The sequence below is a fragment of the Kitasatospora sp. NEAU-CNBT7 genome (assembly GCF_057220535.1).
In genome coordinates this window covers 1-24,632 of the sequence record NZ_JBXQQB010000002.1, presented here as the reverse complement: position 1 = coordinate 24,632, position 24,632 = coordinate 1, and the positions used below count along the sequence as shown (strand labels likewise).

Sequence of the window (24,632 nt, the reverse complement as noted above, 5' to 3'; positions counted from 1 at the left end):
CATGGGAATCGGCAGCATGGAGAGGTCCGTCCCGCCGCGAGTGTCCGAAGGCGGTGTAGGTGGCGCAGCCCGAGCACGCACCCCGGCGACATCGAAATCCGTGCGTAGCGGCGCTGTCGGTGCGCCGTGACACCATCGCGACTGTGGTCGATCACCTGAACGATGTCGAATGGTCCCGGCTGTTCCACGCCCGGGGACCCGCCGGTGACACACCGCGTCATCTGGCGGCACTCCTCGACGATGACGACGCGCGGGCTTTCGTCGACGGGTACTCGCACCTGTGGTCCACGCTTCGTCGCGAGGGCAGGGCCTGGCCGGCCACGGCGCCGACCGCCTTGATCGTCGTCGAGCTCCTGGACGATCCGTTGCTGGGACCCGACGATCCAACGCTGCGGGACGCGATGCTCGTCTACCTGTATGCGGTCGGCGTCGCTGCCGACCTCGGCGACGATGCCGCAGAACTCCGAACCCGGATCGGCGAGCGCACGTCGGAGCTGCGGTCCTGGACCGACGGTTACCTGTCGGCCGACGTCAACGGCCGGTCCCGGATGTGGCAGGACGGTACGGGCCTGGGCGAACTCGTCCTCGATCAGGCGGCGCTGGCCTGCTTCGACCTGGCGCCCACGCTCCTGCGGCGGACCTTGCCGTACCTCGCCTCGGAACGGGCCAGGCGCAGGACGTGTGCGGCCGCGGCCATCGGCTCACTGGCCCGCCATCCGTCGGCATTGACGCAGCGTTCGGCACTGCTGGAGCAACTGATGTCGGTGGCCAGGGCGGCCGAAGCCCCGTACGACCTCGCGACGATTCTGGTGGCCATCGGCCAGCTCGGCGGCGACACGCGTCCCTGGCTGACCGATCCGCACGAGGGCGTTCGCGGCTGTGCGGCTCTGGCCCCCGACCTTGCCGGCGACGACAGGGCGGACCGGGTACTGCAGGAGCTGGCGCGATCCCCTCGCGCGTTCTGCGAGTCCTTCGGCGACCTGGCTCCACCCCTGCAGTTCCAGTTCAAGCCGTACCAGGACCTGCTCGCCCCCGGACCACTCCGGCGGATCGGCGCAGTTGGGAGGACTGCTCCGGTCGGCCGGTCCTGACGCGCGGACCGGTGGCATATCGGCAGCGCCCGCTCACCGGCGGGCTGTCGTGAGTCTCCGGGCGCGCCGGCGAAGGGTCCGCTCGCCGGACGGGCTGCAACGAGAAGAGGTGTCAGACCTCGTCGAAGCCGCGGAAGGTCCCTGATGCGTCGGCGAACTCCGCGAAGTCCGTGTCGGCGATGCCGAGGTTGGCCGAGATCTCCGGAAACCTCCGGGCGGGAACCCTGAACGTCCGGCCGGGCTCGTCCGAGAGGTCCACGGCCAGGAGCGGGTGACCCGGCTCGTTCATCGTGGCCGCGTCCGCCAGAAACAGGTGGACGATCTGCTCGTCCTCGTCCGCCGCAGCCTCCTCGGCCTCCAAGGCCGGGACACCCACGCCGGCGAAGCGCGGCTCGCTGACACACGTGGCATGAGGGTACTCGCCGGCGACGTCGAGTGCGGCCCGAACCGCGTCCCAGGATCCCTCATCACCGATCAAGCGCCCACCGTCCGAGTAACCTCTACTCATTCCGGCCTTTTGATCGCGTGTTCGATACCGCCGACTCGGTCGCGCGCCCTTCCGATCGGCTGGGCATCCCCTACCGCTACCGCCTCCGGTGTCACCGGAAACGGGTAGCCTCCGGCGAGAAAGGGCTGCTGGCGGGAGTTGATGTGAACGTCGAGGAGATGCTGGACCGGCTCGCCGCGGTGATCGGGCCACCGCCAGCGGACGGAGTGGTCCCGGTTCCGTGGGAGCTCGGACGCCAGGCGCTCGGGCTCCAGCTGCCCGCGGACTATCGGGCGTTCGCCGACCGGTACGGGATGGTCAGCATCAGGGATGAGCTGCACATCTGGACACCGTCGGCAGCGTTCAGTCCGAAGGTAGGGCAGCCTCCCGGCTTCGAGGGGTTCCTGTGTTTCACGACGGACCCCTACGGGTATTGCGCCATGCTGGCTCAGGCCTACCGGGACGGGGACTACGACGAGTGCCCGTATCCGCTGTTCCCGGCCGAGGGCGGGCTGCTGAAGTGGGGCAACAACTACAACTCCGACCAGTTCTTCTGGCTGATGCGGGGTCCGGATCCGGACCGGTGGCCGGTCGCTGCGAAGTTCGACTCGATGCGGGAGTGGGACCTGTTCGAGGGTGGCTTCCTGGAGTTCCTGTTGGCAGCGGTGACGGGGCAGTATCCGTACCATCGCGACGTTGTTCCCGCTGGGACGGACCCGGTCGGTGATGGCCGTGACTATCGCCCTCGGGGTGACTGGTCGAAGCAGCTCTGGCGGTGATCCAACCTGGCTGTTGCCCGGACGAGCTCGGTGATCGCGGATTCGGGCATGCCTACCAGGTCGGGCGATTCTCTGGTCGGCCGGGCATGAGAATGGGACTTCCGCGCAGCTCGCAGATGACACCTGGGCAATCAGTGGGTCTACTGCACCCCGGCTGTGGCCGACGGCAAGTACCTCTGGTCCGAACTGCTGGAGCCGGCCGAGGCGGGGCGACGACGCCGGCCGCAGGCGCTACCCGCCGGCCGCGCGGAGCTGTTCGCGGCTGATCAGGGCGACCGCGCGGCCGTCCAGGAGGACCACCGCCGCGTCGTGTTCCGTGCCGAGCGCCCGGGTGGCCTCCGGGAGCGGCGTGCCGATGCCGACGGTGGGCAGGGGTGCTCCGAGCAGACCGGCCACGGGGTCCCCGGGGTGGGCCAGGCCCGCCGCGAGTGCCGATTCGACCGCGGCCGCCGCGATCGAGCCGACCACCTCGGTACCGCCGATGCCCAACTGCCGTCCCTCGCGGGCCGTGACCACCGGTGCCACCCCGCCCGGTACGCCGCGCAGCACCTCCAGGGCGGCCGCGAGGTCGGCGTCGGCGGGTACCGAAGGCAGCGGCCCGGGTGGGACGGATCCGCCTTCCAGGGCCGCCCGGACGGTCGGCTCGGTGTCCTCGGGGGTGCGCGGTTCCTCGAGGAAGCCCCACTGCCGCAGCCAGTCGTCGCTGTACAGCTTGGAGAGGTACGAGCGGCCGGAGTCCGGGAGCAGGACCACCACCAGGTCGTCCGGCCCGAGGCCGCGCGCCACCCGCAGCGCTGCGGCGACGGCCGTGCCCGAGGACGGACCGGCCAGCAGCCCTTCCTCGCGGGCCAGCCGGCGGGCGGTCAGCAGCGACTCGCGGTCCGGGATGCGTTCGAAGCGGTCCACCACGTCCCGGTGGAAGGACTGCGGCCAGAGGTCCTCGGTGGTCTCCGGGTGGACGAAGTGGCCGATGCTCTCGACGAAGTACGGGCTGCCGTCGCCGCCCGAGTAGACCGACGCCTCGGGGTCGGCGCCGACCACCGTGACCGCTCCCCCGGAGACCTGCTTGAGGTACGAGCCGGTGCCGCTGATCGTGCCGCCGGTGCCGACCCCCGCCACGAAGTGCGTCACCCGGCCGCCGGTCTGGGCCCAGATCTCCGGGCCGGTGGTGCGGACGTGCGCCTGCGGGTTGGCCGGATTGTCGTACTGGTTGGCCAGCCAGGCGCCGGGGATCTCCGCCGCCAGCCGCCGGACCACGTTGAACAGGTGCTCGGGGTGCTGGCGCGGCAGGGCGGCCGGGGCCACCACGACCTCGGCGCCGTACGCCCGCAGGATGTCCGCCTTCTCCGGGGAGGAACGGTCCGACACCCCGACGATCACCCGGTAGCCGCGGCGGCGGCCGATGATCGCCAGCCCGATCCCGGTGTTCCCCGAGGTCGCCTCGATGATGGTGCCGCCGGGACGGAGGTGGCCGTCGCGCTCGGCCGCGAGGACCATCGACAGCGCCGCGCGGTCCTTGACGCTGCCGCCGACCCCGAGGAACTCCGCCTTGGCGTAGATCGGGGCGGCGATCCCCTCGCCGAGCCGGGAGAGCCGGAACATCGGGGTGTAGCCGATCGCGTCCGCCACCGATGCGTGGACCGCGGCCACCGAATCGCGCCCCGCGAAGGCCGGTTCGTGGTCCACGGCTGCCGACTCGTCGACCGCCACGGCGGCCCCCTTCCGAACGGATGGCGGATGTCCACGAGTTCGGGGACCGCCCCCGCCCGCGCCGGGCCTGCCGGCCCGCTGCGCCGCCTGCGTGCAGCCTCCACCAGGTCGGCGGCCCGGCGCAAGTGGCGGATGTTCCGCACCGCCGTACCCGGACCGGGGTGCGCCGGCGGACCTTCGGCCCACCGGCGCAGGACTACTGACCTGCCGTCGAGCCCGGCCGGCGGCCGGACGGACGTCGGGTCAGGACAGCTGGCCGCCGTAGTCCGGCAGCTTGAAGGTCCGCTCGGCGTGGCCGCCCACCAGGTCGGTGGTGTTGTTGCCGATGTTGGCCACGATGGTGTAGCCGCTCTGCTCGATCTCGGCGCGCTTGGCGGTCTTGAAGGCGGACGTCTCCTGGAACAGGTCGAGGAACGAGCGGCCGTAGAGGCCGTCCACCGGGTAGCCGACCGAGGTCAGGTTGTACCGGGTGATGCAGTCGATGAAGCCCGGGCGGGCGGTGACGAAGAAGACCTTCGTGCCACGGGCGTTGGCCGACTTGACCACGTTCAGTACGGCCTGGACCGCGGGGGTCGGCAGGCCGAAGTTGTAGTCGGTCTCCAGCGAGGTGTTGTCGATGTCCAGCACGATCGCCGGGTGCTCGCCCGCCTTGGCCGGCACTCTCGTCCGCAGGTAGGAGTCGGCCTGGTCGGCGACCGCCTGGACGTCCTTGAGCCAGGTCGCGTACGGCACGTTGGGCTTGCCGAGCGCGGGCGCGGCGGCCACGGCGGGCGCGACGGCCGGGACGGCCTCCGGGGCCTTCGCGGGCTGTACGGCGCCCGCCGGGGCGGCGGCGGCGAGGGCGACCGCCGTGCCGATGACGGCCACCGTGCCGAGGGCCCGGGTGCGGCGAAGTGGTGCGGTCATGTGCATGCTCCTTCGAGTTGGGGACCGGAGCAGCATGGGGCATCAGGGTTACCCGCGGGTAGCCATCGGACCAAGATTTCTTCCTGCCGCCCGCGCGGCTCGACCACACTCGCCGTCACACTCGCGGTGCACTCTTTGCCGGACCCGCGGCCGGTCCGCCCGGTCGGGTGAACTCGCCGTCCCCGTCGGCGTGTCCGGTGCCGAACCGGCGGGGGCCGCGGTGAGGCTCGGCCGGAATCCCGCCGCCGCACCGCCGGGAGGGGAGCCGCCCGATCCGCGCAGGAGCCGCCGATGTCCGCCGAGGAGACCAACGAGGAGAACAAGCGGCTGGTCCGCCGCTTCTACCGGGAGATCGACGCCGGCAACCTCGACGCGATGGACGAGCTGGTCGCCGAGGACTACGTCGACCACTCCCCTCCCCCGTTCCCGCTGCCGCCCGGCCGCGAGGGCCTCAAGGCGGCGTTCCGGTTGTTCCGCGAGGCCACCCCCGGCACCCACCGGATCGACGACCAGATCGCCGAAGGCGACAAGGTGGTCACCCGTCTGACGGCCCGTGGGGAGCAGACCGGCGACCTGCCGGGCATCCCGGCGGGGAACAGCCCCCGGCCGCTGGAGATGACGGCCACGGTCGTCCACCGGATCGAGAACGGCCGGCTCGCGGAGAAGTGGTCCGACAAGGATCTGCTGCGCTTCCTCCAGCAACTCCAGGTCCTCCCACCCCTGGACGACACGCCCGGCCTCACCGATGGCCTGACCGGCGGCCCGGCCGCGGGCGCACAGCCGTAACCGCGTCGCGGCCGGGGCCGGACCGGACCCGCGCCCTGTGCCCCGTGCCCCGTGCCCGTGCCCGTGCGAGTGGGCATGCCCCGCCGCTCGGCACCGCCCGGCCACTCCCCCCGGCTCGGGCTCCCGCCAGGCCCGGCCCGCCACAGGCACGGTCTCCGGCGGGCCCGGCGGATCAACTCTCGACAGCGGCTCGGGACTTCGCGCACCGTCGCTCGAGACGGCACCAGGACCGACGGCCGGGCCCGCCGGAAGCCGGCTCCGTCCTCGAGTCCGCGCAGCTGCAGACCCGTGTCCGGCACCAGGTCGGCTCCCGTCCGCTCACCCCGCCCGAGGCCGGCCCCACTCTGGCTCCATCCTGGCCTCGTCCTGGCTCCACCCCGGCAACGGGCAGCGGCGGCCGACGACCCGGCGCGGCAGGCCAGGCGCGGCGGCGGCCGCAGGGTTCACCGTCCGAGGATCCGCCGGAGCCAGCGGAAGCGGGCGTCGAGGGCGTCCCGGCTGACGGCGGCCTGCGGGGCGAAGGTGTCGAAGCCGTGGAAGGCGCCCGGCCAGACGTGCAGTTCGGCCTCGCCGCCCGCCCGCCAGATGGCGTCGGCGTACGCCACGGTCTCGTCCCGGAAGGTCTCGGCCGAGCCGACCTCCAGGTACGCGGGGGGCAGCCCGCCCAGTTCGGCGGCGCGGGCGGGGGCCGCGTACGGCGGCAGGTCGGCCGCGCCGTGACGCTCCCCCAGCACGGCCTGCCACGCGGTCGCGTTGGAGGTGCGGTCCCAGGTGTCGTGGCCGGCCATCTGGTGGCCGGAGACGGTGTCGTTGCGGTCGTCGAGCATCGGGCTCAGCAGCAGTTGGCCGGCCGGGACCGGCCCGCCGCGGTCGCGGGTGAGCAGGGCGAGCGCAGCGGCGAGCCCTCCTCCGGCGCTCTTGCCCGCGAGCACGATCCGTTCCGCGTCCAGGCCGAGTGCGGGCGCCTGTTCCGCCACCCGTACCAGCCCGGCGTAGCAGTCCTCCACCGCGCCCGGGTACCGGGTCCCCGGCGCCAGCCGGTACTCGACCGACACCACCGCCAGCCCGAGCGGCAGGGCGAGGTCGCGGAGCAGCCGAGGGAGCACGGACCGGGCGTTGCCCATCACCATGCCGCCGCCGTGCAGGTAGTACAGCAGCGGCAGCGGTCCGGAGTGCCCGGCGGGCCGCGCGCCGACCAGCCCGACCTGCCCACCATCCCCGCTTCTGGGCGCGCCCAGCTCCGTGACCTCGAACCGGCCGCAGTCCGCCAGCTCCTGGAGCGTGGGCCTCGGCCGCGCCGCGGCGTCACGCCGCTGAAGCTCCGCCAGGCCCTGCGGGGTGACCGGCTCGCGGGCCCTCCCGCCCAGGGCCGCCAGCACCGCGCCCAGCTCCGGGTCGACGTACGGCGCGGGCCACGCCCCCTGCTCGCCCTCGGAACCCACCACGAAACCCCCTCCGTCCCAGCTCGCCTGACGGTATCGCGGGTCGCCGGCCAGGGGGTCATCCCCGCGGACGGCCCGCCCGGACCTGCCACACCAGGGCGGCGAGGAGCGCGGCAACTCCGGCGGCCCAATCGGCGAGGGTGGCCACGGCCGACTCGTTCACGTGCCCGCCGTTGCCCTCCGGCGCGGGAAGGCCCGCGGTGGCCACGGACAGCAGGATCAGCAGCGCCACCCCGGCGAGGGCCAGCGCCGCGCGGCCCGCGCCCTTCCACCGCCGGGCCCGGACGGCGGCCACGGCGGCCGCCGCCACCACCAGGGCGCAGCCGACAGCCGGAAGCACCGTGTACGTCAGCCACTCCGACAGCAACGGACCCCAGTACCAGTCGGGTTCGGGACTCGGCAGGTCGAAGTAGTACCCGGTCGCCGGCGGCGGCGGGCCGGTGAAGTCCCGGACCGTGCCCGGCGCGAGGCCGCCCAGCAGTCCGCCGGTGAACGCCGCACCCGCGACCCGTCCCCGCCCGGTCCCGCCGTGGCGGGCGGCCCGGGCGAGCCGGAGGGCGAGCGCCGCGCAGCCGCCCGCCAGGAGCCCGAGCAGCAGTCCCCCGGCGGCGCCGTAGCCGAGCGGTGTCCAGGCGTTCCAGGGGTAGTCGGCCGTCCGTGCGGCCCGTACGGCCCCCGCCAGGCACCAGGCGGCCGTGCCCGCCGCCATTCCCCAGGGGGCGGTCACCGCCCACCAGCCGCGGGCCGTCGCCCGCCTCCCCGCCGTCTCCGACACCGGCGCCCCTCGGACCGTGCGGTCCGGCCCGCCGCCGTACCCGTCGGAAGGCGGGACGCGCCGCCGGTCCGCCGTGGTTGCGGCGACTCGGCCGCTGGACGGGGCAGGCGGACGGCGTGGCGGCCGGGCCGGGGTCGATCGTGACCTGCTCCAAGTGGAGCCCAGGAGTGGTGGGCCTCTCAGCACGGCCACAGGCTGGCCCCGGGCCTGTCGTCGGACCCGGACCGCCCCCGGCGGCGGGTCGGCGACAGGCCCGGCAGCGCGCACGGACCGTGCGGCGGCACACGGAGCCGGGCGGCGTCGCGGCCGGGCAGTCACGAACAGGAGAGACAGGACCACATGGCGGAACAGAGCATCGGCCCGGGTGGCCCGCCGTCCGTTCGCGGGAGCGGCGGGTTCGTACGGAGGCGGGCGCAGCACCGGCACGCACGGCGGCGCCCCCGGCGGGCATCCGGCGGGGTGGCCCTGGTCGCGGCCGGTCTGACCTTCCTGGGGGTGATCGGTCCGGCATCCAGCAGTGCCGTGCCGGTACCCGGCCATGAGCACCCGTCAGGGTCTCCGGCGCGGTTCGTGCCCGGTCCCTGCCCGGCGACCCCGGAGCCGGTGCCCGGGCGGTGCGGCTTCCTGGAGGTGCCCGAGAACCGCGAACGGCCCGGCGGGCGGACCGTCCGGCTGGCCGTCGCGACCATCCCGGCCGTGTCCTCGACCCCGGCCGGGGATCCGGTGGTGTTCATGGAAGGCGGTCCCGGCGGTGACGCGTTCGGGGCGATCCCCTTCCTGATCGCCTCCGGCCTGAACCGCGACCGCGAGCTGATCGTCATGGCCCAGCGCGGCACGTTGCACTCGGAGCCGCACCTCGCCTGCCCGGAGATCGACCGGTTCAACGCGGAGGCCGTGGGGCTGCCGTACGACGCGCCGTCGACCGGGCGGCTGCTGGTGGGCGCGGCGAAGGAGTGTCGGGACCGTCTGACGGCCGACGGGATCGAGCTGAGTGCCTACAACACCACGGAGAACGCCGCGGACTTCGCCGATCTGCGCCGGGCGCTGGGCATCGAGTGGTGGAACGTCTACGGCTACTCGTACGGCACCGATCTGGCCCTGACGTACCTGCGCCGGCACCCCCGGGGGATCCGCTCGGTGGCGATCGACTCGGTCGCGCCGCCGCAGATCGTGAGCCTGCCGTGGACCTGGGACAGCGCGCAGGAGGGGATCAACGCGATCTTCGCGGCGTGCGAGGCGCAGCCGAGCTGCGGGAGCCGCTACCCGGACCTCCGGGGCACGCTGACCGAGCAGGTCCGGCGGCTGGAGGCGAACCCCCTGTCGCTGACGGTGCAGCCGCCGGGCGGCGGGACGCCGGTGAAGGTCGTCCTCGACGGAGGCTCGCTGGTGAACCTGCTGGTCGCCGACGGCGGCGCGATGCCGTCCGTCGACGTCCCCGCCGCGCTGGACGAGCTCGCCCACGGCAATCCGGAGCGCTTCGCCCGGGCCCAGGCGGCTGGGGCCGCGCCGGTCATCGGCGAGTTCGCGCACGGCCTGACCCAGTCGGTGGCGTGCGGCGAGTGGGCGCCGGGCTTCTCGGAGGCGGACCTGCCGGAGGCGGGGCGCCGGGCGTTCCCCGGCTGGCCGGACACGGTCCTGGCGCACGCCCCGCAGCTGCCCTTCGAGTACGACGTGTGCCGGGTCTGGAACGTCCCCGACCGCACCGGGATCCAGCGGGTCGCCACCTACAGCGATGTCCCGACGCTGATCATCTCCGGCACCTTCGACGCGAAGACCGGGGCGAGCTGGGGCGCGTACACCGCCCGGACGCTGTCCCGCTCGACCGCTGTGCGGATCCCCGGGATCGGCCACTTCGTGGTGCCCCAGTCGCCGTGCGCGCAGAGCGTGCTGGCCTCCTTCCTCACGCATCCGACCGCGCCCGACGACTGCTGCGTGGCCGGGCTGGAACCCGCACCGTTCACCATCACCCCTGACCCGGAGAGAGCCTGATGTCCATCCACCCGCCCCACCGCCGGCGCCCCGCGCGACGGCTCCGGACCGCCCTGGCCGGGGTCACGGCCGGTGTCCTGCTCGCCGGCCTCGCCGCGCTGCCCGCCCGGGCGGAGGACGGCGGCGGCGGGGAGCCGCTCGGCACGGTCGCCCGGACGACGGGCCACGCCCGCTTCGAGCCGGGGCCCTGTCCCCGGACGGCCGACCCGGTCCCCGAGCTGGCGGAGGCCCGCTGCGGGACGCTCACGGTGCCCGAGAACCGTTCCCGGCCCGACGGGCGGAGGATCACCCTCGGTGTGGCGATCATCCCGGCGGCGACCCGGCGAGCGGCGCCCGATCCGATCGTGTGGTTCGCCGGCGGCCCCGGCGACGACGCGGTGTCCGAGATCCCGCTGGCGGTCAACGGCGGCCTGAACCACGACCGGGACGTCATCTTCATGTCCCAGCGCGGGACCTACTCGGCCGACCCGGAGCTCACCTGTCCGAACATCGACGAGTTCAACGCCCGCGCCCTCGGCCTCGTCCTCGGTGCGCCGTCCACCGGGCGCCTGCACGTCGAGGCGGCCCGGGAGTGCCGCGAGCAGCTGATCGGCCGCGGGGCCGACCTCGGCGCCTACAACGGCACCGAGAGCGCCGCCGACTACGCGGATCTCCGGCTGGCACTGGGTATCCGGCAGTGGAACGTGTTCGGCATCTCCTACGGCACCGACCTGGCACTCCAGTACCTGCGCCTGCACCCGGCGGGCATCAGGTCGGTCGGCATCGACGGCGTCCTGCCGCCCTCGCTGGCCGGCGGGGCCGTGACCTGGCGAGCGGCCCGGGAGGGCTTCGACGGGATGTTCCGGGCGTGCGCGGAGCAGCCCGCCTGCAACAGCCGCTATCCGGACCTCGAGGGCACCTTCGAACGCCTCGTCGTCGAGCTCGAGGCCCGTCCGGTCACCACCACGGTCACCGTCCCGGGCCACCCGGAGCCGGTGGAGGTCGTGCTGGACGGCGGGGTGCTGGTGACCTGGCTGACCTCCGCCAGCCACCTCGCGGCCGGGGTGCCCCGCTCCATCGACGAGCTGGCCCACGGCAACCCGCAGCGCATCGCCGAGCAGTACGCGGGCGGCAGGCTCAGCCCGCAGGCCATGGGCAGGGTCGCCCACGGGCTCGCGTACGGCGTCTTCTGCAGCGAGTGGACACCGTTCGAGAGCGAGGAGGACGTGATCCGGGCCGGACAGCGCGCCTTCCCGACGTTCCCGCGGTCGGTGCTGGCCAACGCCCCGCAGCTCGCCTGGCTCCACGACGACTGCCGCGCCTGGGACGTCCCCCCGGCCCCGCGCTCGATCCGGGACATCACGCGCAGCGACGTCCCGACACTCGTCCTGTCGGGCGGCTTCGACTCCCAGACGGCGCCGAGCAACGGGCCGTACGCCGCCCGCACGCTGAGCCGGTCCACCGAGGTCACCGTCCCGTACGTCGCGCATGTGGTGTTCGCCGACTCGCCGTGCGCGCAGGCGATCACCCGCTCGTTCTTCGACACCCCGACCGCGCCGGACACGGAGTGCCTCGCCTGTCTCCGGCCACCCGAGTTCGAGATCGCACCCTGAGGCCGACCGGCTGACCGGCTGACCGGCTGACCGATCCGACGGGCATCCGCCGCACGGGCTGTGCGGTGGGTGCCCGTCGGCGTTCCGGGGGAAAAGCGCTGTGGAGCGGGTGGGCCGGTCTGCGACGATCGCCGGATGGGTGTTCTGGATGCCGTGGCCGGCCGGGTCGCGGGTGGCGCGGTGGTGGAGTTCCGGCCGAGCGGGTCGTCCATGGTGCCGCTGGTGCGCAGCCGGCAGCTGGTGGCGGTGGCCCCCGTCGACCCGGCGAAGGTGGAGGTCGGGGACATCGTCCTCGCCCGGGTCGCCGGGACGGTGTACCTGCACCTGGTGTCGGCGGTGGACCGGGCCCGGCGGCGCGTGCAGATCAGCAACAACCGCGGCCGGGTCAACGGGTGGACCGGCCACGAGCGGGTCTTCGGCATCTGCACGGCGGTCGACGGCGTCCCCCGGGCGGGCACCGACGGCAAACTCCGACGCCCGGCCCCGGAGCAGGTCCCGGCGCGGCCGGCCCGGCCGGCGGCACCGGGGCTGCCGGACGGCTGGACCGTCGAGCGGGTGCGCGCCGAGTCGGGGGACCCCACCGCCACCCTGCTCCCGCCGTGGCGGCCGGTGCTGGTCGAGCGGGCCGACGGGGCGGACTACGACCGGCTGCGGCCGGAGGCGGTGCTGTCCTTCCACGGGCTGTGCCTGGTGCTCGCGGACGGCGAGTGGTTCATGGGCGAGCTGGACACCGACGGTTCGGTGGTCTGCTGGAGCTCCTACGGCCCCGACCTGGGCGACGCCATCCGGGGCCTATGAACGGGCGGGATTGCGATCGGCGGCTGCCCGTCAGGAGGCCTCGACGGCGGCCTTGATGCGGCGGCCGAACGCGTCGGCGTCCTTGCGGGCGGCGCTCAGTGCGAGGCCGACCAGCAGCTTGCCGATGCCGTGGCCCTCCAGGGTGTTGAAGATCCGTACCCGGGTCCGGGTGTCGGACAGGGCCTGGAGGTCGTAGCCGCCGGCGGAGGCGGTGACGAGGTTCTTGGAGATCTCGGCCCAGCGGACCGTGGTGGGCTCCACCAGCTCGGTGATCCGGAACTCCCGGCCGGTCTTCATCCCGGCGTCCTTGACGGTGCTGGTGAACACCGTGCCGACGGCGGTGGGCCCGTCCGGCTTCTTGGTGATCGCCAGGACCCGGGGGCTGAACTTGGGGTCGTTGCGCCCGTCGGCGAGGAAGGCGAAGACCTCCGCGACCGGCCGGTCCACCTCCACCGTGGCCTCGAACTGACCCGCCATGACGCCTCCTGTGCCGTGTTGTCGGGACCCCTGCTGTGGCGTTCGCGATCATGCCAGATCCGGCGTCCGAACGCCCGTACCCGCTCCGCGCGGAGCTGCGGTGTCGCCCGCGCACCCGCGGGGGATCAGCCGTCCAGCGCGTCCCGTACCTGGGCCGCGGCGGACCGCAGCGGCGCGGACGGGAGCCGCGCCAGGCGGTCGACCACCGCCGCGACCCGGTCCGGGTCGCCGAGGGAGCGGGCCGACCCCGACTCGACGGTCTGCTTGAGGAACTCGCCGAGCAGCCGGCACTCCCGGCCGGGGTACCGCCTCCGGTGGTGGGTGAACTCCGCGCTCCAGTACGCGTACGGCTGTCGCAGGGTGGCCGAGAGGGCGGCGGGGCCGCCGCCGGTACGGGACGCCCCGGACAGCGCGAGGAGCTGGTCGGTCACGGTGGCGAGCACCTTCGAGTTGCCCCACCGGCCGGGTGTGACCGTCAGACCGACCGTCATGAACCGCCGCCACGGCACGAACTCCGCCTGCGCGTCCGCCTCCCAGCGGCCGATGCCCTGTTCCTCCAGCCGGAGGTGGGCGCCGCCGCGGGCGGCCGGGTCGCCGATGAGCCAGGCTCCGTCGACGAGGACGAGGGGGCCGAGGTGGTCCGACACGGTACGGCTGACGCTCCTCCTGGTCGGTGCGGGGTGCGGCCGGAGTGAGGACGGCGCACGGAGGCATCGTGCCACGTCCACGGCCACGTCCACGGCCACGGCCTCGGCCTCGGCCTCGGCCGGGCGGGGTGGCCCGGCGAGCCGCAGGTGGTGGGGGCGGGGCGCGTCGTAGGGTGTCGAGGGTCCGCCGGGTCGCTGTGCACCCGCGTCGGCCTGCCCGGCGGTCGTGGTGTCCGCCGGTGGCCTCACCGACCGCCCCGGCGGGTACGGCGGCGTGGTGAGCGGGAGGCGGTGAGCGGGCGGTGGCGCACATGCGCGGCGGACCGCCGACCTTCGGACCCCGGCGGATGCCGTGGCGGCTGCGGCTGCGGCTGCTGGCGGTGGTGGCCTGGCAGCGGGGCCGCGAGGTCGAGCTGATGCGGCGGGCGATGGGGTTCGCGGCGCTGGGGTTCGTCACGCTGATCCCGCTGCTGATCGTGGTGGCGGCGGCTTCGCCGGTGCACGGCAGCGGCTTCGCGGGGTGGGTGGTCGACGGGCTCGGCCTGTCGGGGCGCTCGGCGGAGGCGGTGCAGCAGCTGTTCTCCTCGCCGCGCCGGGTGCTGGGCACGGCCACCGCGCTGAGCCTCGCGGCGGGTGCGCTGTTCGGGATCTCGTTCATGTCCAGCCTGCAGTTCGGCTACGAGCGGATCTGGGGGCTGAACGCGGCGGCCTGGCACTCGGTGTGGCGGCAGGCGGTCGGCCTGGCCGGGCTGGTCGGGTTCCTGCTGGCGGCGTCGTGGAGCGGGGTGCCGCTGGCGGGCACCGCCGCTCAGCCGACGCTGCGGCTGGTGACCACGGTCGGCGGCGGCGTGCTGTTCTTCTGGTGGATCCAGTGGCTGCTGCTGGGCGGCCGGGTCTCGGGGTGGGCGCTGCTGCCGGGGGCGTTGGCGACGGTGGGGGCGCTGGTGGGGCTGCGGGTCTTCTCCCGGCTGGTGTTCTCGCCGCTGATCGTCTCCAGCGCGCTCTCGTACGGGGCGATCGGGACGGTGCTGGTGGTGCAGTCCTGGCTGATCGGGGTGGGGTTCTCGGTGTTCGCGGGGGCGCTGGCGGGGCACGCGGCGTGGGCGGCGCGCCGGGACCGGCGGCCGAGCGCACCCCGGTGGCCCGGGCTCAGCTGGCGGGACGGCTCCGGGGGACCTTCGGCCCGGTGACGCGGGCCGTCCGTCCCCGCCCGCGGGCGCCGGTGTTCCCGCAGCCTGGAGAGGTGGCCGCCCGGGCCTCCCCGCCCGACCGGCCCTCCCCGGCCCGAACCCTCCGGCCCGATCCCCCCGGCCCGATTCCCCCGGCCCTGCCCCGACCTCGACCGAGGAGCCCCGGACCCATGCCCGACGAGGCCACCGCACACCGCCTGGTGGACGCGTTCTTCACGCACTGCCACCACTGCGGCGAGCCCGAGGACCCCGACTGCCACGACCGTTCGCTGTGGCGCCTGTACCTCGACCTCAGCCCGGCGACGGTCGAGCGGCTGCGGCTGTGGATCGACGGTGCGGCCGTCCACCACTCCACGCCGGGCGAGCGGGCCGCGCTGCTGCGCTGGCTCGACGCCGTCGCCACCTGACCCGGCCGGCGCCGGGCGCCCGGCGCCGGCCCGGGCGGTTCTCCCCTTCCGCACCGGTTTCCCACCTTTCCGCACCCGCACGGCCCTTCCCCCGTCCGGCCCACCCCGGCGGGCGGCGCCGACGGCCGGAGCCGCCGTCCGACCTGCGACGACACCGGCGCTACCCTTCTGCTCCAGCCGGAAACCCCGCGGCCGGAGACCGTCCTCGGAGAAAGTCGCGAACCCGTCGCGATTTTTCCGTGATCCGGCCCGCTGCCGCGGGTCTCCGATGCACGGGGCCGGACGGCCGGACGAGTGAGGGCAGCGGATGTACGTGGACGGTGAGGTCGGGACCGCGGAGGTCGTCGCCGCGCAGGCCGGCGACGAGGACGCGCTGGAGAGGCTGCTGACGGCCAGCCTGCCGCTGCTGTACAACGTGGTCGGCCGGGCGATGAACGGTCACAGCGAGGTCGACGACGTGGTCCAGGAGACCATGGTGCGGGTCGTCAGCGGGCTGAACGGGCTGCGCGACCCGGCGTCGTTCCGGTCCTGGCTGGTGGCCGTCGCGATGAACGAGGTCCGCCGCCGCTGGAGTGCCCGGCAGAGTGCGCCCGTCGCGGCGCTGGACGGCCTGGAGGGCACCCGCGAGGTCGCCAACCCGGGCTCCGACTTCGTCGGTCTGACCATCCTGCGGCTCGGCCTGTCCGGGCAGCGCAAGGAGGTCGCGGAGGCCACCCGCTGGCTCGACGAGGGCGACCGCGACCTGCTGTCGCTCTGGTGGCTGGAGACGGCGGGCGAGCTCACCCGGGAGGAACTGGCCGCCTCGCTGGACCTGTCGCGCCAGCACACCGCGGTCCGGGTGCAGCGGATGAAGGAGCAGCTGGAGGTCGGGCGGGTGGTGGTCCGCGCGCTGACCGCCGACCCCCGGTGCCCGGTGCTGACCGAGCTGGTCGCCCCCTGGGACGGCAGCCCCGGCGCGCTGTGGCGGAAGCGAATATCGCGGCACACCCGCGGCTGCGCGGTCTGCTCCGGCCACCAGCGGGACCTGATGCCGGCCGAGGGGCTGCTGGCGGGGATCGGCCTGGTGCTGCCGGTGCACGACCTGCTGCCGCCGGACCTGCTGTCGGGGCTCGCCACCCAGGGCTCGGGCGCCGGTGCGGGCGCAGGCGCGGCGCACCCGCTGCCGGGGGCCGGGGGCCACGGCGCCGGGGCGCCGGCCGCGCCCGGACGGCTGCCGCGGATCCCGCGGCCCCGGTCGGCGGGGGTCGCGGCCGGGGCGCTCGCGGTGACGGTCGCGGTGCTCGGCGCGGCACAGTTCTACCCGGGTCCGCCGGAGCCCCCGGCGCCGCCGCACGTCGAACCGGCGCCGGCCGCGCCGGTGGCGGTGGCCAGTGTGGAGGTGGTCACCCCCTCCCCCGAGCCCACGCCCAGCCCGACGCCACCGCCGCCCCCGCCCAGTCCGTCGCCCTCGCCCACCCCCTCCCCCACGCAGACGGCGCCCCCGAGTCCGACCGCGCGCAGCATCGAGCAGCAGCTGGTGGATCTGGTCAACGCCAAGCGGGCGCAGGCGGGTTGTCCGGCGCTGCGGATCGATCCGCGGGTGCACACGGCGGCCCAGCGGCACTCGGACGACATGGCGGCCCGCGGCTACTTCGACCACGCGGGGCCCGCGGGCGACCAGCCCGACGACCGGCTGACGGCGGCGGGCTACGTGTGGAGCCGGTGGGGCGAGAACCTCGACCGGGGGAAGAAGACGGCCGCCGACCTGGTGGACGACTGGATGGACGGGGGCATCCACCAGGCCAACCTGCTGGACTGCCGGTTCGCGGCGGTCGGGCTCGGGTCGGCCACCGGCGCGAGCGGGCCGCTGTGGACCCTGGACCTCGGTACGGCCCGCTGAGCGGCAGGGCCCGCTGAGCGATCCGCCACCGGGCGCCGCCGCCCACCCCGGCCGGGAGGGCCCGACCGGGGTGGGCGGGCGGCCCGGCGCGGCGGCGATGCCGGGTGCGGCGGCCCGGCTCAGCGGCCGGTGTCCGGCCGGCCCGCCCAGGCCGTGAGAGCCCGGACCCGTTCGGCCCGGCGGCCGTCCGGGTCAGTGGTGCGGGTGGCCCAGGCCACGTGCCCGTCGGGGCGCACCAGCACCTCGGTGACGTCCGTCAGCAGGGGGTGTGCCCCGTGGGTGGCGGGTGCGAGGGCGGTGACGCGCCGGGCCCGGCCGCCGAGCCCGTCCGGTTCCCGGGCGTCACGGGTCCGCCGCTCGCCGGCCAGGTCGAGCAGGACGAACCGGCCGTCCCGCAGCAGCTCGTGGACGCGCGTGGCCGCCGAGCCCGGGGCGGTCAGCGGGACGTCCGGCATCCGGTGCCCGGTCAGCGGGTGGGCGTCGGGCGCGGACGGCGGGTAGGCGGTGTCGAGCCCGACGACCTGCCCGGCGATCCGGCGGTTGACCGGGGCCAGTTGGAGCAGGCCGCCGATCAGGTCGCGCAGGGCCGCCCCCGGCCGCCGGTACTGCGGCACCAGGGTCAGCTCCCACAGCAGGGTCTGCACCTCGGTGTTGGCGGTGACGGCCGCGCCGACCGGGTGGCGTTCGTCGTGGTAGGAGTCGAGCAGGCCGGGCGGCGCCCAGCCGTTGACCTCGGCGGCGAGCTTCCACCCCAGGTTGGCCGCGTCCTGCAGCCCGGTGTTGAGCCCCTGTCCGGCCGCCGGGAAGTGGATGTGGGCGGCGTCGCCGGCCAGCAGCAGCCGGCCGTGGCGGTAGCGGGCGGCGAGCCGGGTGGCGTTGCCGAAGCGGGACAGCCAGCGCGGCCGGGCCACCCCGAGGTCGCTGCCGCAGGCGCGCACGAGTGCGGCGCGCAGTTCGCCGGGGGTGACGGGCTCGGCGGCGGGGACCCGCATCCGCTCCGGGTCGATCAGCACGATCCGGGTGAGGCCGCCGGGCATCGGGACGGCCAGCACGCCGTGTTCGGCGGCGAGGGCGAGCGCGTCCGGGGCGACGGTCTCGAAGTCGCCGAGCATCCCGGTCAGGGTCTCGTCGGTGCCGGGGAAGTCGATCCCGGCCGCGGTCCGGACGATGCTGCGCCCGCCGTCGCAGCCCACCGCGTAGGCAGCCCGGATCACCCGTACGGTGCCGTCCGGGCCGCGCACCTCGACCTCGGCGGCGTCGGCGTCCTGGCGGACCGTCAGCACCTGGTGGCCGCGCTGCGGGGCGGCGCCGAGCCCGGCGGCCCGCTCCTCCAGCACCTCCTCGGTGCGGTCCTGCGGGAGGAACAGGGTGTGGCGGTGGCGGGTGTCGAGGGCGGTGAGGTCCAGCCGGGTGGGCAGTCCGGCGAAGTGCCAGTCGGGCACGGTCCGGCCCAGCGCGAGGACCCGGTCGGCCCAGCCGCGCTGGTCGAGCACCTCGAGGCTGCGCGGGTGCAGGGTCAGCGCGCGGGAGTTGCGCTGCCGCTCGGTCCGCCGGTCGAGGAGTTCCACCCGCAGGCCGGCCTGGGCCAGTTCCGCCGCGAGCATCAGTCCGGTCGGGCCCGCCCCCACCACGACGACATCGGTCTCGGTCACCTTCGGTCCTCCCTGCATCCTTTAGTGAACGACGTTCACGTGAACAACGTTCACTATACCCGCCCGCGGCCGGACCCCGTACGGGTGCAGCTCCGTCGCGCCCCCGCGGGCGCGGGACCGGCCGGGCCTAAGGTGCGGGACATGACGGAACAGGCCGCCCACCGCACCCGGCTCGAACGCATCCTCGGAATCCCGCTCGCGGCGGACGCGGTCCGGCAGTGGCCGCAGAGCGGCGAACTGATCCGCGGCCGCGACCGGATCGCCGAGGTGGAGTCCCACTTCGTCGGCCTGCGGATCGGGATCGGGCGGCGGCACACGCACGGCGGCACCGTCGTGGTCGAGTGGAGCACCGACTACGGCGACGGCCGGGTCTACCGGAACGTCTCGATCGCTGAGACGGCCGACGGGCAGGCCGTCCGGATCACCGATTACTGGGGCGAACCGTTCACCCCGCCGGCCTGGCGCCACCCGCTCGCCGAACGGCTCGACATGCCGCCGGACGGCCCGTGGCCACCGGGCAGTGCGCTGCTCCCGGACTGACCCGGAGCAGACCTCGGGAACAGCGTGTGACCGCGCGCTCTACCCAACCGGTATGGACGCGAAACACCAGGTTCGTCCACACTGATTCGACAAGACGGCAGGTCGGCCCCACGCCGGCACCCGACCGCACCCGGTCCCGACCGTCCTCGGCCGACGCCGCCGCGTGTGTATCCCGCCCGGCAGCGCAGGCCGCAGCGCCAAGCGTGGCGGCTCCGCCCGATCGGGCTCCGCTCGCACCGTGCCCCGCCGACCGTCCTGTGTCGGGCGGGTCCACGGGTCGCGAACCACCGGTGAAGCCCGTCCGTGTCCCCCGCCGGACCGGCCAGCCGGACTCCGCCCTCCGCCCGGCCCCGCGCGTGTCCCACCCGCGCCGGGGCGCAGCCCAGGACGGAGACCGCGGAGGTCCGCACCGCAGCGGCCCCCGCTCCCCGAGGAGCTCATCCATGAGGACCGCCCACCACTATCCGACCGGCACGAGGTCCGCCTCGTACCTGCGCTGTTATCCGGCCGACACCTGGCGGATGACCGCGCACCGGGAGATGCTCAGCCGCCACGCGCACCGCCTCGGACTGCCGGAACCCGTCGTCTTCATCGACAACGGCTGCCGGTCGTTCGATCCCCTGCCCCGGCTCGAACAGCTGCTGGGTCATGCGGCCGAGGGGCTCTTCCACGTGGTGCTCATCCCGGGTTCCTGGGTCTTCAGCCTGGACGACACCGAGGCGCACCGGGTACGGCGGCGACTGGCCGCGCACGGCTGCCAGGTCCTGGAACCGCCGCGCGGCTCCCGCCCGGGGCCGGGCGGCGGCCGCGCGCTGCCCGGTTTCGGCCCCCGCTGACCCACGGCACCATCCCGCCCACCGGTGCGAGGCCGGTCGGCGGGCCTCGCCGCGTACGCGGCCGGGCCGTGGTGCGATGGGAGCGGCGCTCGCGGCCGGGCGCCGCACGCGAAGGAGGCGGACGGTCCATGGCAGCCCACTCCCCCGCCGGACCGGACGAGCCCTCCGACAGCCGCCACGAGAGCCCCGAGCAGCGGGCGGACCGCCGCTGGGGCGATCTGCTGCAGGAGGTGCGGATCGCGCAGACCGGTGCGCAGATCATGTTCGGTTTCATGCTGACGGTCGCCTTCACCCCGCGCTTCGCCACCTTGCAGGGCTTCGACCGCGGCCTGTACGTCGCCGTGGTGACCTGCGGCGCCGTCGCCACCGGGACGCTGATCGCGCCGGTCGGCTACCACCGGGTGCTGGCCGGACGCCACCTCAAGTCGAGGATGGTGACCGCGGTCAGCCGGCTGGTCGCGCTGGGGGCGGCGCTGCTCGCGCTCACGGTCGGCGGCGCGCTGCTCCTGCTGCTGCGGGTGGCCGGTCTGCGCGGTGCGGCGTGGCTGGTCGCGGGCCTGGTGATGGTCTGGTTCGGGCTCTGCTGGCTGGTGCTGCCGACCGTGCTGCTGCGGCGGGCCCAGGAGCGGGCCGGGCCGGGCGTCCACTGACGCCCGGCGGTGGCCGGTCCGGTCGCGGGTTCAGTGGCCGGTCCGGTGGACCAGGCCGTGGCGGCGGCGTCCGCCTCCCGGCAGCGCGCTGGAGCCGTACCCGCCGGGCTCGCCGGGCCCGGTGTCCCCGGTCGGACCGGTGTCCCCGTTCGGACCGACCGGCTGGACCGGCTCGACGGTGTCGGTGTAGGCGGCCGGCGCGGTCCGCCCGGCGGCGGCCCGGGCGGTGCGGAGTTCGGCGGAACGGCGGCGGGAGCGGCGGATCCCGGCGGCGACCAGCAGGCCGCCGAGGCCGACCAGGAGGGTCAGTGCGATGCCGGCGAGGAAGGCCGTGAGGCTGTTCACGGTGGCCACCTCGCTGCCGAGGACGGTCGCCGTGTAGTCCGGGCCGCCGCCGAGGTTGTCCGCGATCAGCAGGCCGGTGAAGGCGCCCGCGGCGGCGAGCAGCAGTACTCCGAGCAGAATCATCCGGGTGTCCCCTTCCGGGAGTCTTCCGGGGCGGTCCCCCGGGCGTCTGCCCGAGGTACGGCGGTCCACGCGTCACGACGGTCGCGGGTCTTCCGTCCGCGTGCCGGTGCCGGTGCCGGTGGTGGGCCGGCGGCCGTCGCCGTCCAAGGTCTGCCTGATCCAGCCGTCGAGCTCCGCCCGGTACGGCTCGCGCCCGCTCGGCACCGCAGCGAAGCTGCGCTGCAGGAACTCCTCCAGTGCCGCGCTCGGCGTGCGCAGCACGGCCGTCGAACCGTCCACCCCGCGCAGCAGCATCAGCACGTGGCGGTGGCCGATCTCCGGTTCGATCAGGACGTCGCCCTGCCCGGCCGGCACGTCCAGGCCCTCGGCGAGCAGGTCACGGGCGAACACCCAGTGCTCGGGGGCGCCGGCGGGGACGTGGAAGTCGACGTGCACGGCGAACGGGTCGCGGGGGTCGTGGGTCCAGGTCGTCCTGACCGGCAGCTCGAGGGCCGGGGCGAGCAGGAGGAGGGCGGGGACGGTGGTCGTCACTCGGGTCGGGGGCGTCATACGGGCCTCGACTCCTTCCATCGGCCGTCAGGCCGTCGCGGGCACGGGCGTCACGCGGCCCGTGTGCCCGGCCGCGGGGGGCCGAAACAGGCGGACGGCCCCGCTCCCGGCTCACCGGGTGCGCCGCCGTCGCCGGCCGATCAGCCCCGCCAGGGCGGTCAGCGCCGCCGCCCAGGCCAGCCCGAGGACGACCAGGACGGCCGCCGTCGGCTCCCGCACGGCCGCCGCCAGGCACAGTGCGGCGCCCATCAGCAGCATCACCACCGTCGTCGCCCGCACGGCGAGCAGCGCGGTCCGCGCGCGGACCGTCCAGGCCGGGGTCATGGTGCTGAGCCGCCGGTCGAGCCGGGTGTCGCTACGCAGGTGCTCCTCGATCGACTGCAGGATCTGCCGTTCCTGCCCGGACATCGACGATCCGTCCATCGTCGCCACCTCCGTACCCGTCGGCGACGGCCCCTCTCCTGGCCCGCTACCCGGGTGGAGGCGGTTCCAACCTGTTCGCGCCGGTTTCGGTCGGCTTGCGGCGTTCACATGTCAACTGCCCTGCTATCAGCCGGTTACTGCCGGTGCCGACCGGTTTCCAGCTCGGCCGTACGGACATACGCTCGACGCGGGGCCGGGTGACCCGGCCGGGGCGGACGAGGAGGACTGGGATGAGCGACAGCCTGGCGCTGGACGTCGACCGGATCAGCCGGGAGGCCCTGCGGACCATCGCCGCCGGTCCGGTGGCCGACCGCGCGGGCATCGACACCGAGCGCGTGATCAGTGTGCTGAACGACGTCGTGGCGGCCGAGGTGGTGGCGTGGCTGCGCTACACCCGGCACTCGGTGACCGCCCGCCGCGGCGACCGCTCCGCGGCGAGCGACCGGTTCGACGCGCTCGCGGACCGGGCGATGCGGCACGCGACGGCGGTCGCGGACCGGATCACCCAGCTCGGCGGGCGGCCCAACTTCGACCCCGCCACCCTCGCCCAGCGCGCCCACACCGACTACTCGGTGGCCGACGCCTCGGCGCTGCGCATGATGTGGGAGCAGAACCTCCAGGCGACCCGGATCGTGGTGGCCGCGTACCGCTCGATCATCGGCTGGCTGGGCGACCAGGACCCGCAGACCCGGGAGTTGATGGAGTCGCTGCTGGCGGACGAGCGGCGCAGCGAGCAGGAGCTGGCCGCGCAGCTGGCGCCCTGAGCGTTCCGTGACCAGGCGCCGCCGGCCGGGCCGACGGCGGCGCGGGGACGGCTGCGGCGCGGGATCAGCTCCCGAGGGGCTGGGTGAAGCGCAGCATGTTGCCGGCCGGGTCGCGGAAGGCGCAGTCCCGCACGCCGTAGGGCTGGTCCATCGGCTCCTGGAGGACCTCGCCGCCCGCGGCGCTGATCCGCTCGAAGGTGGCGTCGCAATCGTCGGTGCCGAAGATGACGCCCCGCAGCAGGCCCTTGGCCATCAGCTCGGCCATGGCCAGCCGGTCGGCCGGGGAGGCGTTGGGGTCGGCGGCGGGCGGCTCGAGGACCACGTTCACGTCGGGCTGCGAAGGTGCGCCGACGGTCACCCAGCGCATCCCCTCGAACCCGACGTCGTTGCGCACCTCCAGGCCGAGCACGTCGCGGTAGAAGGCGATCGCCTTGTCGTGGTCGTCGACGGCGATGAAGCATTGGGAGAGGCTGATGTTCATGGCCCCCACGCTACGGCCGGGCGCCCTGGGATGCTTCTCCGTTCCTGACCGGTCTGGTGTGGATCTTGGCGATGCAGGCCGGGATGGCTGCGCCCTCCTCGTGGTCCCGGGCCCGGTAGGCGCTCGGGCTCTCTCCGACGAGTTCGGTGAAACGCGAGCTGAACGACCCCAGCGAGGTGCAGCCGACGGCGAAGCAGACCTCGGTCACGGTGAGGTCGCCGCGGCGCAGCAGCGCCTTGGCCCGCTCGATCCGACGGGTCATCAGATAGCTGTAGGGCGTCTCGCCGTAGGCGGCGCGGAAGCTGCGGGAGAAGTGGCCGGCGGACATCAGCGCCTCGCGGGCCAGCGCCGGTACGTCGAGCGGCTCGGCGTAGTCGCGGTCCATCCGGTCGCGCGCCCGTCGCAGCCGGACCAGGTCGTCGAGGCTCTGCCGTCTCACCCGGCCAGTCTCCCACAGCGGCCGGGCCCGGGGCGGTGGTTCGCGGCGCGCGCGGACCGGTCGGACGTGCCCTCGCGGATCCGGTCAGGAATGGAGAAGCCACCGCGTCCGGGCGCTGCCTAGCCTGAGGTCCATGGACATCAGCATTCACTGGACCTTCCTCCCCCACCACGACCCGGAGGCCTCGCTGGCCTTCTACCGCGACCTCCTCGGCCTCGAGGTGCGCAACGACGCCGGTGCGGGCGCGATGCGCTGGATCACGCTCGGCCCGGCCGGCCGGCCCGGCACCGCGGTCGTCCTGGAGCCGCCGGCGGCCGACCCCGGGATCACCGAGGACGAGCGCCGCACCATCGCCGAGATGATGGCCAAGGGCAGCTACGCCCGGATCACCCTGGCCACCGCCGACCTCGACGGCACCTTCGCCCGGCTGAAGGGCGGCGGCGCCGAGGTCGTCCAGGAGCCGACCGAGCAGCCCTACGGGTTCCGGGACTGCGCGTTCCGGGATCCGGCCGGGAACCTGGTCCGCATCAACGAGGTCCGCTGACCCCGAGCTGGTTAGTACTGCAACGGTGCTTAACGTGACGAGGCATCAGCTCTTGGGGTGTTGCCTCGTCTCTTGTAGTGGCTGGTCCGGGCCTGGTGCTGGCGTCGTCGGCGCCAGTGGGACCAGTGCAGGACGTGGGCGATGCTTCGGCGAACGGGCCGGGTGAGGTGGGCGATCAGTCGACGGATCTCGGGGACGGTGAGTGGGATCAGGTCTGGCGTTCGAGCCGGTCCGGCCCCTTTTCGAGCTGCTGGGCCCGCATGACTGTCAGGTAGGCGTGGGCGGCCATGGCGAGGGTGATGTGCCGATACCAGCCCGGGTAGCGACGGAT

General features: G+C 74.7%; 27 protein-coding genes and 1 pseudogene. 14 read left to right on the top strand and 14 right to left on the bottom strand.

The window, feature by feature from the left end:
- Window positions 1-143: 143 nt before the first annotated feature.
- A complete protein-coding gene (locus tag AC2TEW_RS02905; RefSeq protein WP_484621665.1) occupies window positions 144-1,091 on the top strand; it encodes a hypothetical protein in 948 nt (315 codons plus the stop codon).
- Between the two features lie 112 nt (window positions 1,092-1,203).
- On the opposite strand, the gene AC2TEW_RS02900 is transcribed toward AC2TEW_RS02905, so the two are convergent.
- Window positions 1,204-1,569, bottom strand: a complete 366-nt coding sequence (locus AC2TEW_RS02900) for a DUF6924 domain-containing protein (protein WP_484621664.1) — start codon at window positions 1,567-1,569, stop codon at window positions 1,204-1,206.
- A gap of 47 nt (window positions 1,570-1,616) precedes the next feature.
- Here AC2TEW_RS02900 and AC2TEW_RS02895 point away from each other — a divergent pair, with 47 nt between their 5' ends.
- Complete coding sequence (locus AC2TEW_RS02895; protein ID WP_484621663.1) at window positions 1,617-2,357, top strand: hypothetical protein; 741 nt, start codon at window positions 1,617-1,619, stop codon at window positions 2,355-2,357.
- A 231-nt stretch (window positions 2,358-2,588) separates the two neighbouring features.
- Here the strand turns inward: AC2TEW_RS02895 and AC2TEW_RS02890 are convergent, their stop codons facing one another.
- Both AC2TEW_RS02890 and AC2TEW_RS02885 read right to left on the bottom strand, forming a co-directional pair.
- A complete protein-coding gene (locus AC2TEW_RS02890) occupies window positions 2,589-4,067 on the bottom strand; it encodes a pyridoxal-phosphate dependent enzyme (protein WP_484621662.1) in 1,479 nt (492 codons plus the stop codon).
- A 243-nt stretch (window positions 4,068-4,310) separates the two neighbouring features.
- Complete coding sequence (locus AC2TEW_RS02885) at window positions 4,311-4,979, bottom strand: HAD family acid phosphatase (protein WP_484621661.1); 669 nt, start codon at window positions 4,977-4,979, stop codon at window positions 4,311-4,313.
- 285 nt (window positions 4,980-5,264) lie between these two features.
- Between AC2TEW_RS02885 and AC2TEW_RS02880 the strand changes: the two genes are divergently transcribed.
- The gene (locus AC2TEW_RS02880) at window positions 5,265-5,759 is read left to right on the top strand and encodes an ester cyclase (protein WP_484621660.1); all 495 of its coding nucleotides are present in this window, start codon (window positions 5,265-5,267) and stop codon (window positions 5,757-5,759) included.
- Between the two features lie 443 nt (window positions 5,760-6,202).
- Here AC2TEW_RS02880 and AC2TEW_RS02875 read toward each other — a convergent pair whose 3' ends face one another.
- Both AC2TEW_RS02875 and AC2TEW_RS02870 read right to left on the bottom strand, forming a co-directional pair.
- Window positions 6,203-7,201 (bottom strand): alpha/beta hydrolase, encoded by a 999-nt coding sequence (locus AC2TEW_RS02875; RefSeq protein WP_484622043.1) that lies wholly within the window; start codon window positions 7,199-7,201, stop codon window positions 6,203-6,205.
- Between the two features lie 58 nt (window positions 7,202-7,259).
- A complete protein-coding gene (locus tag AC2TEW_RS02870; RefSeq protein WP_484621659.1) occupies window positions 7,260-7,976 on the bottom strand; it encodes a hypothetical protein in 717 nt (238 codons plus the stop codon).
- A 630-nt stretch (window positions 7,977-8,606) separates the two neighbouring features.
- On the opposite strand from AC2TEW_RS02870, the gene AC2TEW_RS02865 reads away from it, so the two are divergent.
- From AC2TEW_RS02865 to AC2TEW_RS02855, 3 genes are all read left to right on the top strand, one after another.
- A complete protein-coding gene (locus AC2TEW_RS02865; protein ID WP_484621658.1) occupies window positions 8,607-9,965 on the top strand; it encodes an alpha/beta fold hydrolase in 1,359 nt (452 codons plus the stop codon).
- Window positions 9,965-11,557 carry an alpha/beta fold hydrolase gene (locus AC2TEW_RS02860; RefSeq protein WP_484621657.1) on the top strand — a complete coding sequence of 531 codons (1,593 nt, stop codon included), beginning with the start codon at window positions 9,965-9,967 and terminating at the stop codon, window positions 11,555-11,557. Before AC2TEW_RS02865 ends, AC2TEW_RS02860 begins: the two co-directional genes overlap by 1 nt.
- A gap of 135 nt (window positions 11,558-11,692) precedes the next feature.
- Window positions 11,693-12,355 (top strand): hypothetical protein, encoded by a 663-nt coding sequence (locus AC2TEW_RS02855; protein ID WP_484621656.1) that lies wholly within the window; start codon window positions 11,693-11,695, stop codon window positions 12,353-12,355.
- Between the two features lie 30 nt (window positions 12,356-12,385).
- Here the strand turns inward: AC2TEW_RS02855 and AC2TEW_RS02850 are convergent, their stop codons facing one another.
- Together AC2TEW_RS02850 and AC2TEW_RS02845 are read right to left on the bottom strand one after the other, a co-directional pair.
- Window positions 12,386-12,832, bottom strand: a complete 447-nt coding sequence (locus tag AC2TEW_RS02850; RefSeq protein WP_484621655.1) for an SRPBCC family protein — start codon at window positions 12,830-12,832, stop codon at window positions 12,386-12,388.
- Window positions 12,833-12,957: 125 nt separating this feature from the next.
- Window positions 12,958-13,479, bottom strand: coding sequence for a hypothetical protein (locus AC2TEW_RS02845; protein ID WP_484621654.1), 522 nt, complete (start codon window positions 13,477-13,479; stop codon window positions 12,958-12,960).
- A gap of 311 nt (window positions 13,480-13,790) precedes the next feature.
- Between AC2TEW_RS02845 and AC2TEW_RS02840 the strand changes: the two genes are divergently transcribed.
- The 3 genes from AC2TEW_RS02840 to AC2TEW_RS02830 all read left to right on the top strand — a co-directional run bounded on the left by AC2TEW_RS02840 (window position 13,791) and on the right by AC2TEW_RS02830 (window position 16,955).
- Complete coding sequence (locus AC2TEW_RS02840) at window positions 13,791-14,669, top strand: ribonuclease BN (RefSeq protein WP_484621653.1); 879 nt, start codon at window positions 13,791-13,793, stop codon at window positions 14,667-14,669.
- 170 nt (window positions 14,670-14,839) lie between these two features.
- Window positions 14,840-15,076, top strand: coding sequence for a hypothetical protein (locus AC2TEW_RS02835; protein WP_484621652.1), 237 nt, complete (start codon window positions 14,840-14,842; stop codon window positions 15,074-15,076).
- A gap of 307 nt (window positions 15,077-15,383) precedes the next feature.
- Window positions 15,384-16,955, top strand: a complete 1,572-nt coding sequence (locus AC2TEW_RS02830; RefSeq protein WP_484621651.1) for a sigma-70 family RNA polymerase sigma factor — start codon at window positions 15,384-15,386, stop codon at window positions 16,953-16,955.
- Between the two features lie 119 nt (window positions 16,956-17,074).
- Here AC2TEW_RS02830 and AC2TEW_RS02825 read toward each other — a convergent pair whose 3' ends face one another.
- Window positions 17,075-18,607 carry an FAD-dependent oxidoreductase gene (locus AC2TEW_RS02825; RefSeq protein ID WP_484621650.1) on the bottom strand — a complete coding sequence of 511 codons (1,533 nt, stop codon included), beginning with the start codon at window positions 18,605-18,607 and terminating at the stop codon, window positions 17,075-17,077.
- Between the two features lie 141 nt (window positions 18,608-18,748).
- Between AC2TEW_RS02825 and AC2TEW_RS02820 the strand changes: the two genes are divergently transcribed.
- From AC2TEW_RS02820 to AC2TEW_RS02810, 3 genes are all read left to right on the top strand, one after another.
- Complete coding sequence (locus AC2TEW_RS02820) at window positions 18,749-19,147, top strand: nuclear transport factor 2 family protein (RefSeq protein ID WP_484621649.1); 399 nt, start codon at window positions 18,749-18,751, stop codon at window positions 19,145-19,147.
- A gap of 443 nt (window positions 19,148-19,590) precedes the next feature.
- A complete protein-coding gene (locus AC2TEW_RS02815; RefSeq protein ID WP_484621648.1) occupies window positions 19,591-19,983 on the top strand; it encodes a hypothetical protein in 393 nt (130 codons plus the stop codon).
- A gap of 128 nt (window positions 19,984-20,111) precedes the next feature.
- The gene (locus AC2TEW_RS02810; RefSeq protein WP_484621647.1) at window positions 20,112-20,633 is read left to right on the top strand and encodes a DUF6328 family protein; all 522 of its coding nucleotides are present in this window, start codon (window positions 20,112-20,114) and stop codon (window positions 20,631-20,633) included.
- Window positions 20,634-20,663: 30 nt separating this feature from the next.
- On the opposite strand, the gene AC2TEW_RS02805 is transcribed toward AC2TEW_RS02810, so the two are convergent.
- The 3 genes from AC2TEW_RS02805 to AC2TEW_RS02795 all read right to left on the bottom strand — a co-directional run bounded on the left by AC2TEW_RS02805 (window position 20,664) and on the right by AC2TEW_RS02795 (window position 22,073).
- On the bottom strand, window positions 20,664-21,101 hold the full coding sequence (locus AC2TEW_RS02805) for a hypothetical protein (RefSeq protein WP_484621646.1): 438 nt from the start codon (window positions 21,099-21,101) through the stop codon (window positions 20,664-20,666).
- 72 nt (window positions 21,102-21,173) lie between these two features.
- A complete protein-coding gene (locus AC2TEW_RS02800; protein ID WP_484621645.1) occupies window positions 21,174-21,650 on the bottom strand; it encodes an SsgA family sporulation/cell division regulator in 477 nt (158 codons plus the stop codon).
- Between the two features lie 111 nt (window positions 21,651-21,761).
- Window positions 21,762-22,073: a DUF3040 domain-containing protein gene (locus AC2TEW_RS02795; protein ID WP_033818651.1), complete on the bottom strand. Its 312-nt coding sequence runs from the start codon at window positions 22,071-22,073 to the stop codon at window positions 21,762-21,764.
- A 230-nt stretch (window positions 22,074-22,303) separates the two neighbouring features.
- Between AC2TEW_RS02795 and AC2TEW_RS02790 the strand changes: the two genes are divergently transcribed.
- The gene (locus AC2TEW_RS02790) at window positions 22,304-22,837 is read left to right on the top strand and encodes a ferritin-like domain-containing protein (protein WP_484621644.1); all 534 of its coding nucleotides are present in this window, start codon (window positions 22,304-22,306) and stop codon (window positions 22,835-22,837) included.
- A 64-nt stretch (window positions 22,838-22,901) separates the two neighbouring features.
- Here AC2TEW_RS02790 and AC2TEW_RS02785 read toward each other — a convergent pair whose 3' ends face one another.
- Window positions 22,902-23,318 (bottom strand): VOC family protein, encoded by a 417-nt coding sequence (locus AC2TEW_RS02785; protein WP_484621643.1) that lies wholly within the window; start codon window positions 23,316-23,318, stop codon window positions 22,902-22,904.
- 10 nt (window positions 23,319-23,328) lie between these two features.
- Window positions 23,329-23,703, bottom strand: coding sequence for a helix-turn-helix transcriptional regulator (locus AC2TEW_RS02780; RefSeq protein ID WP_484622042.1), 375 nt, complete (start codon window positions 23,701-23,703; stop codon window positions 23,329-23,331).
- 187 nt (window positions 23,704-23,890) lie between these two features.
- On the opposite strand from AC2TEW_RS02780, the gene AC2TEW_RS02775 reads away from it, so the two are divergent.
- A complete protein-coding gene (locus AC2TEW_RS02775) occupies window positions 23,891-24,301 on the top strand; it encodes a VOC family protein (protein ID WP_484621642.1) in 411 nt (136 codons plus the stop codon).
- A 208-nt stretch (window positions 24,302-24,509) separates the two neighbouring features.
- Here the strand turns inward: AC2TEW_RS02775 and AC2TEW_RS02770 are convergent.
- A pseudogene (locus AC2TEW_RS02770) lies at window positions 24,510-24,632 on the bottom strand (IS701 family transposase); the annotation flags it as partial.